12 protein-coding genes and 1 pseudogene are annotated in these 15,122 nt (G+C 56.6%); 7 read left to right on the top strand and 6 right to left on the bottom strand.

The window, feature by feature from the left end; genetic code table 11:
- Nucleotides 1–50: 50 nt before the first annotated feature.
- The 3 genes from KGB07_RS02920 to KGB07_RS29490 all read right to left on the bottom strand — a co-directional run bounded on the left by KGB07_RS02920 (nt 51) and on the right by KGB07_RS29490 (nt 2,851).
- Nucleotides 51–257: a co-regulatory protein PtrA N-terminal domain-containing protein gene (locus KGB07_RS02920; RefSeq protein WP_046037962.1), complete on the bottom strand. Its 207-nt coding sequence runs from the start codon at nt 255–257 to the stop codon at nt 51–53.
- 578 nt (nt 258–835) lie between these two features.
- Nucleotides 836–2,332 (bottom strand): methyl-accepting chemotaxis protein, encoded by a 1,497-nt coding sequence (locus KGB07_RS29555; protein ID WP_223464483.1) that lies wholly within the window; start codon nt 2,330–2,332, stop codon nt 836–838.
- 384 nt (nt 2,333–2,716) lie between these two features.
- Nucleotides 2,717–2,851 carry a hypothetical protein gene (locus KGB07_RS29490; protein WP_008017234.1) on the bottom strand — a complete coding sequence of 45 codons (135 nt, stop codon included), beginning with the start codon at nt 2,849–2,851 and terminating at the stop codon, nt 2,717–2,719.
- A 474-nt stretch (nt 2,852–3,325) separates the two neighbouring features.
- Here KGB07_RS29490 and KGB07_RS02910 point away from each other — a divergent pair, with 474 nt between their 5' ends.
- From KGB07_RS02910 to KGB07_RS02895, 4 genes are read left to right on the top strand one after another with little or no spacing between them, the layout of a single operon-like run.
- A complete protein-coding gene (locus KGB07_RS02910) occupies nt 3,326–4,108 on the top strand; it encodes a transporter substrate-binding domain-containing protein (RefSeq protein WP_223464482.1) in 783 nt (260 codons plus the stop codon).
- 55 nt (nt 4,109–4,163) lie between these two features.
- Entirely contained in the window at nt 4,164–4,892 is a 729-nt protein-coding gene (locus KGB07_RS02905; protein ID WP_046037968.1) for an ABC transporter permease, read from the top strand.
- Nucleotides 4,889–5,599 carry an ABC transporter permease gene (locus tag KGB07_RS02900; RefSeq protein WP_223464481.1) on the top strand — a complete coding sequence of 237 codons (711 nt, stop codon included), beginning with the start codon at nt 4,889–4,891 and terminating at the stop codon, nt 5,597–5,599. Before KGB07_RS02905 ends, KGB07_RS02900 begins: the two co-directional genes overlap by 4 nt.
- A gap of 16 nt (nt 5,600–5,615) precedes the next feature.
- Entirely contained in the window at nt 5,616–6,380 is a 765-nt protein-coding gene (locus KGB07_RS02895; RefSeq protein WP_046048975.1) for an ABC transporter ATP-binding protein, read from the top strand.
- Between the two features lie 60 nt (nt 6,381–6,440).
- Here the strand turns inward: KGB07_RS02895 and KGB07_RS02890 are convergent.
- A pseudogene (locus KGB07_RS02890) lies at nt 6,441–6,590 on the bottom strand (efflux RND transporter periplasmic adaptor subunit); the annotation flags it as partial.
- 42 nt (nt 6,591–6,632) lie between these two features.
- Complete coding sequence (locus KGB07_RS02885) at nt 6,633–7,502, bottom strand: GyrI-like domain-containing protein (RefSeq protein ID WP_223464480.1); 870 nt, start codon at nt 7,500–7,502, stop codon at nt 6,633–6,635.
- Nucleotides 7,503–8,383: 881 nt separating this feature from the next.
- Here KGB07_RS02885 and KGB07_RS02880 point away from each other — a divergent pair.
- Together KGB07_RS02880 and KGB07_RS02875 are read left to right on the top strand one after the other, a co-directional pair.
- Nucleotides 8,384–10,153, top strand: a complete 1,770-nt coding sequence (locus tag KGB07_RS02880; RefSeq protein ID WP_223464479.1) for an S-type pyocin domain-containing protein — start codon at nt 8,384–8,386, stop codon at nt 10,151–10,153.
- Nucleotides 10,153–10,425, top strand: a complete 273-nt coding sequence (locus tag KGB07_RS02875; RefSeq protein WP_046037973.1) for a hypothetical protein — start codon at nt 10,153–10,155, stop codon at nt 10,423–10,425. The genes KGB07_RS02880 and KGB07_RS02875 overlap by 1 nt, the downstream gene beginning before the upstream one ends.
- A gap of 565 nt (nt 10,426–10,990) precedes the next feature.
- On the opposite strand, the gene KGB07_RS02870 is transcribed toward KGB07_RS02875, so the two are convergent.
- A complete protein-coding gene (locus KGB07_RS02870) occupies nt 10,991–14,311 on the bottom strand; it encodes an Ig-like domain-containing protein (RefSeq protein WP_223464478.1) in 3,321 nt (1,106 codons plus the stop codon).
- A gap of 569 nt (nt 14,312–14,880) precedes the next feature.
- Between KGB07_RS02870 and KGB07_RS02865 the strand changes: the two genes are divergently transcribed.
- Nucleotides 14,881–15,093 carry a DUF1059 domain-containing protein gene (locus KGB07_RS02865; RefSeq protein ID WP_008001113.1) on the top strand — a complete coding sequence of 71 codons (213 nt, stop codon included), beginning with the start codon at nt 14,881–14,883 and terminating at the stop codon, nt 15,091–15,093.
- The last annotated feature ends 29 nt before the right edge of the window (nt 15,094–15,122 follow it).

Below are 15,122 nucleotides of genomic sequence, written 5' to 3'. Positions count from 1 at the left end.
CCAGTTGCGTGGCAACAGGCGCTGGTCGACGACTGCTCAATACCAGTTGATCAGCCTTTGACGCGATCGGCGGCCTTGGCTTTGCTTTCAGCTACAGCGGGTTCAGCCTGCTGTTTTTGTGCAACCTGGAAGGCTTCCATCGAGACTTTCCGGGCCGACTCCATGCGTGCGAAGGTCTTATCACCGCCACCTGTGGCCATCGCCAGAGAAGAGGCGGTCAGAGCGGCAACTACGAAGAGAACTTTCATGGATTTCATTTGGGTATCCTCAAGTGATATTTAATTAAAAGCTGACAGTGGAATCTATTTGCTAAAGCCGATATTCCGCGGCTGACTAAGAAGGCACACCAGGTTTCACGGTGCTTCTTTGTTCAAAGAGTCAATCAACATGACGCCCAGTGCGACTTGATTGAAGTTTGCTGTTGCTGGCTGTCATCAAGGTCCAGCCATTTACATTAATTAACCCGCGGCATTACACAGCCAGGATAAAAGCAAGCTAATCGAATGAACTTCCAATCATTCGATTAGCTAAATTTGCAGGTAACAAAAAACCTCATTCGCACTGAGTGCCTATGAGGTTTAGCTTCCACTTCTGGGGGCAGGTGGGGAACAGAGCCCGCGTCACCTGTTGCGTATTCTGAACGGGGAAACCCGTTTTCGTTCATTTTTTGATCAAATTCGCTGACCAACGGCAGTCTCTTGGCCAGTCATTTTTTGCCCGTCTGGATAGCGCAGCCAGCACCATGACTGGCTTTGCGGCGAGTCGGAAGGCAGATGAAACGCCCGCGGATTTTTTCGTCTTTTTTTAAAAAACCTCGAGGAAAATCCGGGCTGCATCATTGGTGAAACGTCCGCCCCAACGCATCCAGCCGAGTCGCAATCGGCGGCAAACGCCGACTGCTCAGTGCCAGCGTCTCCACATCATCCGCCGTGTTCTGCGCAATGCTCTGCACCGACTGCAAGCGCCCGACAATCTCGAAACTCGCCGAGGACTGTTCGCGGGTCGTCGTGACAATCCGCCCATTGAGCTCATCGATGTGCAAGATGTCGCTGCCGACGGCCTGCAACATCGCCACCGCCAACTGACTGTCCTCGACACAGCGCTCCACACCTTCGCGACTGTCCTGCATGGCCTCCACGGCTTTGCGGCTGCCTTGCTGCAAGGCCTCGATGATGGTCCGGATTTCCTTGGTGGACACCGCCGTGCGTTGCGCCAGGCTGCGCACTTCATCGGCCACCACCGCAAAGCCCCGGCCTTGCTCGCCGGCACGCGCCGCTTCAATCGCCGCGTTGAGCGCCAGCAAGTTGGTCTGGTCGGCAATGCTGCTGATCACCTCCAGCACCGTACTGATCTGCTGCGCCTGCCCCGCGAGCACCTGCACAGTCTGGTTGGTGCCCTCCAGGCGCGAGGCCAGTTGAGTGATTTCCTGCCGCGCACGGTTCACGCTTTCCTGCCCACGGGTGATCTGCACACTGGCTTGGCCGGCATGTTCAACGGCATGCTCGACATGCACCACGATGTGCTCCATCGCATCGCCCATGCGCTGCATCGACCCGGTCATCTGCGCGATTTCCGTCAACTGATGCTTCGCGCCTTTCTCCAGCGTGTTACTGGCCTTGGCCAACTCCTGGCCCAACTGCCCCAAGCCCTGAGAGTCACGTACCACACCGTCCACCAAGTCAGTGATCTGCCCCAGGAACTGATCGAAGCGCTGCGCCAGCGACACATGTACCCGCGCCTTGTCACCCTGGCCGGTACCGACGGTGAACTGCGACGTGGTGGCGAGCATCTTGTCCAGCATGTCCTGGCTCTCCACCGCATCGGCCTGGCTGTGCACCGCCAGATAGAGCAGCGCGACCGTCTCCATCACCACATAAAAGGCGTGAACGAACACCATCGTCCAACCCCCGTGATGGGCCATCACAAACACCGGAAAACCCTGATGCTGCAGCGCATGAAACACCACGTGATGCAGCGCAATCGTCACCGCCGCCACCAGAATCGGCAGCCAGTCCCGATAAAACGTCAACACCGCCAACAACGCAAAAATCCCGAAGTGCGACTCAATGACCCCCTCGGCCTGATTGATATGCAACGCCGCCATCACCATCAAACCCACGCCCAGCAAACAACGCATCAACCGCGACCCGCCGATGGCGCGATACAACAGCGTCAATAACACGCTGGTGCCACCGCCCACCAGCAGCGCCTGCTTGAAGGTGTCGTGCCAGAACGCCAGGCCGATAGCGAAAGCGAACATCAGCCAGATCAGGCCCAGCATGATGCGGTCGGCTTTGCGGTAGTGGTCGAGGAAACGAGGGGGGAAGGGCATGTACGCTTACTCCATGTATTCGAACCGGGAAGAAGCTGGGGTAGGACTAATACCAAAAGACAAGCCTGACACTGACACTGTGGCGAGGGAGCTTGCTCCCGCTGGGCTGCGAAGCGGCCCCAAAAAAATGGGACTGCTGTGCAGTCCAACGGGAGCAAGCTCCCTCGCCACAGGTCCTTTATCGCTTGAGCCATTGAGGCAAATCGATTGCCGCCATGGTCGAGGTGTATTTGAGAAGCCGTGGGGAGCGTAGCCCTTGGCCATCATTCTTGACCGGTACGACGTCGCTTGCGCAAAACAATGTCCGATATAGAGGCAAGTAATGCCGAAGTGACGGGGAGTACGACAGACTCCGTTGCAAAGCCTGTCGTACTCCCGAGGTCATTACGACTTCTTCGACGGATAGTTACCGCGCAAGCCACCGGACTTGTTGCCGGTTTTGCTCGGCAGGTTCGGCACTAGCGGACGGGATCTGGGCTGGGGGTTGGAGCGGCTTTGGGGTTGAGGTTGCTTGCTCATTGTTCACCTCCTGACTTACAGGATTTCGCGAGGTGGTTTACTCATGAAGTTTAGCTAATCGACTGTGGTCAGGGGGGGCACTTGGGGAAGGTGTTGTGAGCGATTGGCTTTTCTTTTTCGGCCCCGTTGATAGACCCCCTTACGCGATTCTCGGATGTTGCCTACAACTTCGGCAGGATTGAGCCAGGAAAGTCGGCGCCCTTAATTTCACACTTTGTTACCGCATACCCCAGCCGGGCGTAAAAACCTGCTTTGGTAACAGCCTGTTCGGCTGCCTCCCTCCTTGCGCTCACTTGCCTGCCAAGCCCATCCCAGAGCGCTGTACGCGCCTTTTCAAACGCCCAATCCGCGAATTGGCCGGGTGATTGCATATGCTTGTCTGTACAAGTATCTGCGTGTGCATAAGACATTCCGCCACGCAGTACACGTGCTCTTGCGTCACAAGCGCTTTCGATGGTCCTTGGGAATAAAATAATGAAAAAAGCATTTCTCACCCTTTCTGCATTGGCTTTGTGCATAGCTGCCGGTTCTGTGCTGGCCAAGGAGTACAAGGAGTTGCGCTTTGGCGTCGACCCCTCTTATGCGCCGTTCGAATCCAAGGCCGCTGATGGCAGCCTGGTGGGCTTCGATATCGATCTGGGTAACGCAATCTGCGCTGAGCTGAAGGTCAAGTGCAAATGGGTCGAAAGTGACTTCGACGGCATGATTCCCGGCCTCAAGGCCAACAAGTTCGACGGCGTGATCTCTTCCATGACCGCCACGCCAGCGCGTGAGAAAGTTATCGATTTCTCAAACGAGCTGTTCTCTGGCCCGACCGCGCTGGTATTCAAGAAAGGCGTGGCCATCGGCACCGATCCGGCCTCCCTCAAGGGCAAGAAAGTCGGCTACGAGCAAGGCACCATCCAGGAAGCCTACGCCAAGGCCGTGCTGGACAAGGCAGGGGTAGAGACCCAGGCCTACGCCAACCAGGACCAGGTGTACGCTGACCTGATCTCCGGACGCCTCGATGCCTCGATCCAGGACATGCTGCAAGCCGAACTGGGCTTCCTGAAGTCGCCACCAGGCGCCGACTTCCAAGTCAGCGAGCCGGTCGAAAGCCCCCTGCTGCCAGCCAAAACCGCCGTGGGTCTGACCAAAGGCAACGCCGAGCTCCAGGCCTTGCTGAACAAAGGTATCCAGGCACTGCACGACAATGGCACCTTTGCGGCCGTCCAGCAGAAGCACTTTGGCGATCTGAATCTCTACAGCGGCAAATAATGACCCTGCGCCCATTTGCGGATGGGCACTTTTTTGATTGACGTAGGGCTGCTCAATGCTAGAAAACCTATTGCAGATTCTTGGGCTGTCAGGCTTTAGCCTTAAGGGTTTCGGCCCGCTGTTGCTGCAAGGCTCCTGGATGACTGTCAAATTATCCTTTCTGTGCTTGCTGGTGAGCGTCGGCCTGGGCCTGATCGGCGCCAGCGCCAAGCTTTCGAAATCGGCACTGCTGCGTGTACCTGCGCAGGCCTACACCACGCTGATCCGTGGGGTGCCGGACCTGGTGCTGATGCTGTTGATCTTCTACAGCCTGCAAACCTGGCTGACCTCGTTTACCGATTTCATGGAATGGGAATACATCGAAATCAACCCCTTTAGCGCCGGGGTCATTACCCTGGGCTTCATCTACGGGGCTTATTTCACCGAAACCTTCCGTGGCGCCATCCTTGCCGTACCGCGAGGGCAGATGGAAGCGGCTACCGCCTACGGCCTGACCCGCGCTCAGCGCTTTCGCTTGGTGGTGTTCCCGCAAATGATGCGTTTTGCCCTGCCGGGCATCGGTAATAACTGGATGGTGATCCTCAAGGCCACCGCGCTGGTATCGATCATTGGCCTGGCCGATCTGGTCAAGGTGGCCCAGGACGCGGGCAAGAGCTCCTATCAGCTGTTCTTCTTTCTGATTCTGGCCGCCTTGATCTATCTGGTGATCACCACCGTTTCGAACTACGTCTTGCGCCGGATGGAAATCTTCTACGCCGCAGGCACCCGGGAGGCCGTGCGATGATCGAGCTACTGCAGGAATACTGGAAACCTTTCCTGTTCCAGGACGGCAATCACATCACCGGGCTGGCCATGACCCTCTGGCTGCTCAGTGCCTCGATCTTCTTCGGCTTCGTGATGTCGATCCCGCTGTCGATTGCCCGGGTCTCGACCAATGTCTGGGTGCGCTGGCCGGTGCAGTTCTACACCTATCTGTTTCGGGGTACGCCTCTCTATATTCAGCTGCTGATCTGTTACACCGGCATTTACAGCCTGGCCGCGGTGCGTGCTCAGCCAGTACTGGATGCGTTCTTTCGCGATGCGATGAACTGCACCATCCTGGCCTTCGCCCTGAACACCTGCGCCTACACCACGGAGATCTTCGCCGGGGCCATTCGCAGCATGAACCACGGTGAAGTCGAAGCGGCCAAAGCCTACGGACTGACCGGCTGGAAGCTGTACACCTACGTGATCATGCCGTCCGCCCTGCGTCGCTCGCTGCCGTACTACAGCAACGAAGTGATTCTGATGCTGCACTCGACCACCGTGGCCTTCACCGCGACCATCCCGGACATCCTGAAAGTCGCACGGGACGCCAACTCGGCGACCTTCCTGACCTTCCAGTCGTTCGGCATCGCCGCGCTGATCTACCTGACCGTCACTTTCTCCCTGGTCGGCCTGTTCCGCCTGGCTGAACGCCGCTGGCTGTCTTTCCTCGGCCCGGCTCACTAATTCAGGAAGCTTGTTCATGTACAAACTGACCGTTGAAAACCTGCACAAAAGTTATGGCAATCATGAAGTCCTCAAGGGCGTTTCGCTAAACGCCAAGACCGGCGATGTGATCAGCCTGATTGGCGCCAGTGGTTCGGGCAAGAGCACCTTTCTGCGTTGCATCAACTTTCTGGAAACGCCCAACGACGGCGCCATGAGTCTGGACAACCAGCCGATTCAAATGGTCCATGACCACCACGGCATGCGCGTGGCCGACGCCAATGAACTGCAACGCATCCGTACTCGCCTGGCGATGGTGTTCCAGCACTTCAACCTGTGGAGCCACATGACCGTGCTCGACAACATCACCATGGCCCCACGCCGGGTGCTGGGCGTCAGCAAGAAGGACGCAGAGGATCGCGCCCGGCGCTACCTGGACAAGGTCGGATTGCCGGCGCGGGTTGCAGATCAATACCCGGCGTTTCTCTCGGGTGGTCAGCAGCAACGGGTCGCCATTGCCCGTGCCCTGAGCATGGAACCGGAGATCATGCTGTTCGACGAGCCGACTTCGGCCCTGGACCCGGAGTTGGTGGGAGAAGTGCTCAAGGTGATCCAGGGACTGGCCGAAGAAGGCCGCACCATGATCATGGTGACCCACGAAATGAGCTTTGCGCGAAAAGTGTCGAACCAGGTGCTGTTCCTGCACCAGGGGCGGGTCGAAGAGCAGGGCGCGCCCGAGGACGTATTGGGCAACCCAAAAAGTGAGCGCCTGCAGCAGTTCCTCAGCGGCAACCTGAAGTAACAAGAGCGCCTTTGAGCGACCTCAGGGTCGCTCGAAGACGCTGGCTCAACCCTCAAAACGCCCACGTTCAACCTGAGCAATCAGTGTTGCCGGCACCTCTGTGATGCCGTAGCCGCTGACGAGCCGCGGCCAACAGATCGGTCTGCTTCGCTTCAAAACAAGGAACGCTGTCTGAGCAGACACCCACTCTGGAACCAGGATATCTACCATGAACTCAACGACGATCATTTCAAACCAGCAGCGACCTGTCCGCTATTGCAAAGGCACATAAATATCGGTCTGCCATTGATCCTGCGGTGTCTCGGGGGAAATGCTTAGATAATCGAAGAACAGCGGCTGGTCTCGAAGCTCCTCGCCGCTGGTAGGGAGCCAGTCGCGATAGATCGGATAGATCGATTCGCCGATGTGATCCGTCGAGCCCACGTGACGCACCACAACGTAGCGCCCGCCAGGGATAAGCCTCTCGGTTACACCGAACTCATTCGCTGCTACTGCCTCGTGAATCTCGCCGCAGATTGCAAACCGGAACTCTTCGGCCGGGGTCGTATCGGGGTTGCCGAAAGGAATACCAAAGCTGCGACTTGATGCCACCGGCGACTGGCCGCTCTGCATGCGCCACTCGATAAATTTACGCACGCTCTCATTAACGAGCCCGGGCGCTCCGCAATGCTCTAATGCTGCAACCCTGACTTCGCGAAACTCCACAAATCGTATCTGCATGATGATGCTCCTGGAAAAATGAGGGATGGTGAACACCGCACTCCAGACCTGCCAATTCGGTTGCTTCCTGAATGCACTCGGCGTCATACCGAACGCCCGCCTGAACGCCCTGGAAAATGATTCGGGGCTTTCGAAACCCGCACCGAAAGCGGCGTCCAGCACCGAGTAATCCGCGAGGGAAGATAAGCAATGCGCCGCGCGCCGTAGTCGCATCAGTTGTACATAACGTGAAACAGGCACGCCCACGAACGCGGTGAATTGTCGATGGAAGTGAAACGCCGAAAAGTTCGCGACTTGGCTCAACGTCTTCACGGACAAGTCACCTTCGAGATTGGCGTCGATGTAGGCTAGTACCAGGTCGAACCGTTTTGTGTAGGCGGCGTTGCTCAGCAAGTCAGACACTGGATGGAGGCTCCGGGAAATACGGTAGGCAATAGAGTCGACTATATCGGCGTGCCCGCGCCTAGCCGTGTTTGCTCAGGTCGCGATTGAGTTGCCTGTTCGACGTGGGGCCGCCTTGGATGCACCGTGCTTGAAGGCTACCGGGCAGTTCATCTGAGGCTGCGATTGTAAATCCTGTACGACCGAAAACTTCACGCCCTGAGGAAGTCAGTCAACCTAAATCGAGGTTCTTCGGGAGCGGTGAACCGCGCTTCCTCAATGCATTCAAATAGGTGGTTTCATCGTAGAGCGTCTCTGAGCTTCCTCCCGCCAGCATGTATTTAGCCTCCATTTCTTGAGCTGGAACCCCGTCAATAAGCCAGTTATTGAAATTGCAACTAGCGAATTGAGGCGTGTCGGCTAGAGGGGATAGCATCGTAAAGTAGCTAAACGGTCACCTTTGATGCCCGTTTTCATTTACTCCGCAGCCTGCGCCCGCAACCGCCGTCCAATCACATCTATCAAGTCACAACCATCGTGCAACGGAATGGCCAGCAGTTTGGAAAAAACCGACAACACACCGTGCCGCAACCGATCCCGGATCGGTAGGCAATGCTCTCCAGCACCTGCGCAACCGCCCGAACACGACATTCGCCATTGATTAAAGAGTATCGTAAAAATAAATCAGTTCCTTTGTTTTAGTAGTCCGTATATAGAAGATTGAATTCGGCGCTTTTGCTGTGAGGATTTTGCTGGAAGCCGCAGAGGTTGTTTGGGTCTAATATCATCTTTCACGCGCGACGTATGCAGTAAATATTGAAGTATTGAAATTGCTACGTTGTTGTGGCATAACTTTTGTGCTGTCTGCTATATGGAATTCATATTGTTGCATGGAGCGCTATATGCAAGAGCCAATTACACATTATTCACCTTTAATATCGCCTGAGTCTCGGCAAGTTAAAACTAAGGAAAACCCGGTTTTTCCTTCAAGCTTCGATAGTATTTTGTTTTGGGATGGGACTGTCCCGACGGTTACTACGCCCCATAGTATTGAGGGTGTCAAAGACACCAGCGACGCATACCAAAAGTTGGTGGCGATAGGGCTTTCGGTGCACGATCAGATAAAGAGTAGTTTTTCGGGGGGTGCACCGAATGTTCGAGATTATCTAGAAAAACGCATAGTCGCAGCCATTGATGGGCAGGAACTCAATGCGTTGGAAGCTGCCTTAAAAAAGAAAGCGATCATCGTAGAGCTTCTGCAAAGGGCCAGAATCCATAGGAGTTGGCACGAGGCAATACTATATAATGGTTTAGACGCATTGTCGCTAGACAGAAAAATGAGTGCCGCGGTATTTGCAACGGATGTGGATGTCGAAGAAGATATGGCAGTGCGACTAAGCATTTATGAAGAGTTCCTATTATCGCTAACTGCCGCCTACGTTAAACGAATCCTGGTCGAAGCCATCCCCATTCTGGAGGACGCTTCTGCAACTGCAGACGCTGAAATCCATCACGCCTTGGCAAGGGGCGAAGTTGCTTACACCTACAGGTTACCCATTGGTAATGGCGCAGAAGCAGGGACTGTGGCGGGTGCCATTGCCATCCATGTCGCCGACGGTTGGACCTTCAGGGCAGTGATCCATGAAGGCATTCAGCTGTTGGCAGGGTTGGGAGAAGCACTTCTCAGTCGGGCCACTGCTGTTGGGATCGGGGCCTTGTTCTATTCACCTGCTCTTGCTAACGGCGAACGCTTTCCTCAAACAGTTCTCACACTGCCCGGTAGCACTTTTTTGCCGAAGCTGCCGTCAAACCTGAATGAAATCGCTGCTACCGAAGGAACCATTGACCTTCCTTATCGGATTGTTGGCGACCTTAACCAATACACACTTGTTGCAACCCCGGCTGGAGGGAGTGTCTCGGAAAAAGTGCCAGTGCGAGCATTGGCATTCGATCCAACGACCAGCAGCTACAGTTTCACGTCAAACGATACACCGCCCAATATCCTCAGTTTTCCCATTATTCACTTGGGAAACGGCTCGACAACTTCGCCCGCCCGACCTGCGCAAGTACCGACTTACACTGGCGTTACGCTGTCGCCATTGCTTGTGCAGCCTGAAACCTTACCCGCGTTCGAATTGCCTGATTTCAGGGATTGCATTTACTGCTTTCCGATTGAAAGCGGTCTGCCGCCAATCTACGTTGTTTTTAATAGTCCTTATGAAGGAGCAACCACAAGGGGAAAACACAGCGGTCGATTTTTCAATCCCGCCAAAGCCGGAGGCCCAATCCTCGATCTCGATTGGACAAGTGCTACCGTGACCCAAGCGGGTATTGATCTAGTCAAATTACATACGGGACGTTTCAGGTCTTCGGATGCCAATGCCATCATGATTGATCGCTTGAAAAAAATTCTGCTGGGTGAATTGGTAATCACAGAGGTAGACAAACGCTTCTATACTCATGAAATCAGAGAACTCGAACGTTTCAGAGCATTAGGTGTAGCTGACGGTGTAAACTCGGATGACGGTGTTATTTGGAATAACACTCACGCCGCGACGCTGGAGGACTACAAAGTCAAGGATGCTTTTGAATTGCTCTATACACCTGATGCTTTAGAAGCGGATGAAAAGCAAAGGGAACGAGAGTATAAGGAACTTGGAGGAATAAAATAATGAGTGTCATTGCAGCCATCGTACTTAACGAGAAACCTGAAGAGGTAATTCTATTTGTAACCAAAAATCAATTAGGTATCTCCTTTCCTCAACTTGATGGCCTTTATAATCGGGCTAACTGGGCGCATGTGGAGAACAACATAGGGTTATTGAACCTTGTCCATAAAATGTGTGATGCCGGTTTTATCAAATATAGTGGGGGCGGAGTTGTGAGAGGGCCCAACTGGAGAGAGCCGGCATTCATGCTAGAAGGCAAATATACCTTTGACTGACAGCACCAAGTGCCTGAACGCAGGTGCCAGAGAACGGTGACAGTAGCCATTATTTCGTAGTCGTCCGGTTCCCTTGTCCAGTCGTTTAAATCATCGAAGGTTTCCCAGGTTGAGCCGCTGTCGCAGCGGCTCTTCTCTTTGTTACGGGTATATTGAGTATCTTCGCCTGATTGGTTTTTCGTGGCCTCGAATCATCCGGTGGCGACCTTCGGGAGCGAGGCGATGAGCGCGAAAGTCGCGCTCATCGCCTGCATGCGGGTCTTACTGATTAGGCTGAATGCCATGTTGGGGGACGGCACCGAATGGCGGTGACGAGTGGTATGGTAAAGACAGTTGCTCCCACAAGGATCTTCAGCGAGCAAATAATTTATGCTCGACACAGATCCCCTGTGGGAGCGGGCTTTCCCGCGATGGCGGGGTAACAGTCAATGCAAAGGCAGGGATCAATCAGGTACTTTGCGAACAGAACCGACAGTCAACAACCCCTACCTCGGTCCCACCGCACGCCGTACAAAAGAAAAACGCCCGACCCACATTGCATGGACCGGGCGTCGATCAAACCGCTCTAGTTCACCACTATTGGCACCGTCACGGTTTTGCCGAAGGCTGATTTGATGGTCGCCGTCGGGCTGGGCGACGGGCCGCTGCCGACGGTTGTCACCGCTATATTCCAGAGTGCGCCTGTAGCCGTAGGCGTCAGGGTGGCGGTGCCAAGGTTCACCGTACCGGTTGTAACCGTGGCAGTCGCCGTGATGGTATTGCCCGTGCCACGGGAGGTGGTGCCGGACAGGACCCAATACCAGCGGCTGTTGATGCGGGCGGTGACGGTAGCGCTGGTGACGATCAGGCTTTCGACGGCCGCTGTCGAGACCGCTACGGACACCGTCGCCGGTGGCGACTCCGCACCCTTGGCATCGGCGGCCTTATAGGTAAAGGTCGCGGTGAACGGCGCGGGGACCGTGGCCGGTGGTGTGTAGGTCACGCGCAGACCATCGGTGCTGACCGTGCCCTTGCCGGAGTCCGGTTGCGCCAGACCCACCACTTTAAGTGGCACGTTACCGTCAGGGTCGCTGTCGTTAGCCAGCACGTTGATGATAAGCGGTTGGCCGTTGTTGCTGATGGCGCTGTCGGGGTTGGCGATCGGGTTTTTGTTATCGCCATCGTTGACACGGGTATCGCCAGTGCGGAAGGTCGGCAGCGCGGCGGAGTTGACGTAGGTCACGCCGTCCCAGCCGGGCAGGGGCGTTGGCATCAACTGGAACTGACCGGGGTGCTCGATATCCCAGCGCAACAACATGGACGTGTCCTCGTGCTGGGTGTTGTGGCAGTGCTCCATGTAGGTCCCGGCGAATTCACGGAAGTGGATCGCCATTTCCACATCCACTGAGCTGTCGATGCCCTCGCCGATGCGATAGACGTCCTTGCGTGCCCATTTTTCCCATTCCGGTGGGGCCTTGCCGTCGCGGTGGAGGATGATCCCCTCTTCGAAATGCACGTGCACTGGGTGGGTCCAGCCGGTGCCGCCGGTCTTGATTTTCCACACCTCAAGAGTGCCGTCGCCGGAGAACCCGGCAGGGGTCGGGCCATTGGCCAGTTGCGGAGCGGCGCTGATCCGGCGTGGGTCCATGCGGTAGCCGAAACCGCCGTCGGTCTTGATGGTCCAGGGTTCTTCATCGGTGCCGTCGGAGCGGCCGAAGATGAACTCGCGATGCCGCGCCACTTTGAGCTTGGCCTGCACCACCGGATCGTCGCGGTTGAGGGTCAACGGGATCATGGTCTTGCCGGCCGGTTTACCCGGTTTGGCGGGTTCGTAGTCGGCAGGGTTCATGCTCACGTCCTGGCCGGCATAAGGCTTGACCACCAGTTGCAGGAACTTGCCCACTGCCGGGTCGCCGTTGTCCCATTGCAGACCGTTGCTGCCCGACTTGAGCACCGCTTTGTACTTGCCGGACAGGACATCGGCCAGGCTCAGCGGTGTAATCTCCGGTCCCTTGCCGGTTTGGTGCTCCATCAGGTTGACGAAGTACAGCTTGTCGCCGGTGCTGATCCCGTTTTTCGCGAAGTTGACGATGATGTCGTAACGCTCTGCGATACCCATGGTCGGCAGGATGGCGTTGTGGTTTTGCAGGTCGCCGTCACCGTCCAGGTCCATGCTGCCGTCGAACGGCACGGTGTGTTCCATGAGGTTGCCGTCGTTGGCGATCAAGTGGAACGGTACGCGGGTATAAGACAGGCCGGAACCTGTCGGGCCGGGGAATTCGCCGCCGGTGCCGACGACTTCACGCACCAGCGCGATCCTCAAGTAGCGCGACACCGAGCCATTGAGGATGCGGAAGCGATAGCTGCGCGCCCGTACATTCAGGCGCGGCTGGTATTGCCAGTTGACCAGGATCTGATCGCCCAGGAAGCCACCGCTGTTGAACGGGTTGAACCACAGTTGGCCGTTCTGATCCCAGGCCTTGTCGGCCACCAGCAGGTTCACATCGTAGTCGCGGTTACCCCAAGGCAACGCCGAACCGCTGGGCAGGCGCAGGTTGACGCCGTCTTCGAAGGCTTCGTTACCGCGGTCCATAGCGCTGTAGTAATTCATCATCACCGCGTTGCCCTTGTAGACGTTCTGCGCGGTGAAATCGAACATGTGGTCATGGAACCAGTGGGTGCTCATGGTTTCGTGCCAGTCGCCACGGATCTTGATGCTGCCGTTGTTGCACGTCTTGAGGCCCGGAGTGGCATCGTTGACATACAGGGTTTCGCCCGGGGCGCAGGGGAACGCCGCGCGCGGATCCTGGGCGTTGGTGTTGATGGTGTCGTATCCGGCCAGTTGCATCGGCCAGCGATAGTCGTAGTACTGCCCCGGAAAGAAAAACGCGTTGGCATAGCCGTCGCTTTCGGCCGGAGAGTGCCCGTTGTGTTCGTGGGTTGTAATGGTGTGCAGGCCAAAACCCATGTTGGCCGACGGATCGATCGGCAGGGCGTTGTAGTGACGCATCAGCACCGGTTGGCCGTAACGCACCATCAGCAGTTTTACTGGAAAGGTGCCGTCGAAGGTCCACAGCGCCTTGTGATTCTGGATCGGCATGTTGGGGTGAAAACGGGTGTCGATGCCTTTGGTGGTGCCGGTCGTGGTCGGGATGTCCGAGGTCTGGTAGTACAGCCCACCAGGCCCGAACTCACCGACAGCATAGTTGTGCATTTGCCGGCGGTCGCGCATGCCGCCATTGAGCTTGGCGCCCGCTTGCACGGTTTTGAAGGCGACCTGTGGGTAGAACTCGTTCCAGCGCTGGTGCGACCAGCCTTTTCCAGGCGGACGACCTTCGGCCGGCGAGCCGACCGGGTGACGGTTGAGGAAGGCTTCGATCTGCGCTTTCCACGGGTTACGGTCCAGCACGTTGGAGTACTGCGACGGAAACGGGTACAGCCCCGGCTGGCGCATGAAGGCTTCCAGCGCCGCGGCGGAAGGACCGCTGCGGGCGATGTTGTTCGGGTCCTGCGTGGGCGCCGGGCCGACGATCGGAACCGGGAAGGTCAGGGGCGGTGCCGGCAGTGTCGGGTCGAGTTTCTCCGTGCCGAATTCTTCGAACAGCAGCAATTGCTGCGTGTACGGCTGGGCCCCGAACAACGGGCTGGGCTTGCCATTGGTGGGGATTTTGAATGATGTCTGCAGGGCTGGCGGCAGCACGTTGTCGGTCGTTGGCGTGGTGCGGGTGCCGTACACACCATTGGGCAGGGCGATGGCGCCCTGGTTGGCGGGTGGCATGGTCAGTATGGAATCCAGTGCAGCCTTGGGGTCGGGCGCAGGATTGGTATACGCCGAGGGGTCCGTCGGTGGTGGCGGGCCGAAATCATCCAGTGGTACGGCGTTGGCGGTAGTCACGGTAAGGAGCATCGCACAGGGCAGGCATGACCTGCGCAGCAAGGCGATGGAGCTGCATGGTAGTGTCGCGCGTATCATTTTTCACCCCTCGCGTCATGCCGAATCTGGCAAGCCCCGCCGTCTTCATGATGTCCGGGACGACAGCTGTTGCGGGTACTTGGGGTGTGCAACTAATGAGCCATTACCCTGGGGCGAAGAAAAAGTTCAATTTAATTAGCGAATTGTTTCTTGATGTTTCAAATTGGGGCAGGGGGGGAGTGGGGAACATTCCTCAAGTTAGGTGGTAAACGCCCGGATGGGTGGGTGTAGTGCCCCGTTTGCGGGGATGGTAGCGGCCCCATAAAAAGCATAAAAAGGGACAGACCACGATTTCAGGTAAATACCGAGCCGTCGTGATCTGTTCCCTGTTTCCGCGCGGCCGTTTTCTATGTCAGGCACAACTTCCCTGACATCGGTGGGCCTATACTTTAACGATCGGCACACTCGATGTGGCATGCAGTCGTGTTTGATGTATGGGGGACGCGTCGAGCGATCGTTCACGCAGGCCACGGCCTGCCTTCGTCGTAGGGAGGAAAACATTCATGGCGCGTAAATACATCGACTGCCGCGAGTTTCCGAGCGATTCCCACTGCTCAATCGCACTGTCCGCAGACTCTGAAAACGAACTGCTCGAGGCCGCCGCGCAGCATGCGGTCAGTGTTCACAAACACACCGACTCACCAGAACTGCGAGCTCAACTGAAGACGATGTTTCACGACGGAACCCCGCCTGTTGAAGCACCGCGTCCTGCTTAGCACCCAGGGGTTTCAGAGGAGTGATTGTC

Origin of the sequence: Pseudomonas sp. GL-RE-26, assembly GCF_019956275.1 — a bacterium.
In the GTDB taxonomy this organism is placed as follows: Bacteria; Pseudomonadota; Gammaproteobacteria; order Pseudomonadales; family Pseudomonadaceae; genus Aquipseudomonas; species Aquipseudomonas grandcourensis.
The sequence above is the reverse complement of the archived record's forward strand: the minus strand, read 5'-3'. Positions and strand labels throughout refer to the sequence as shown.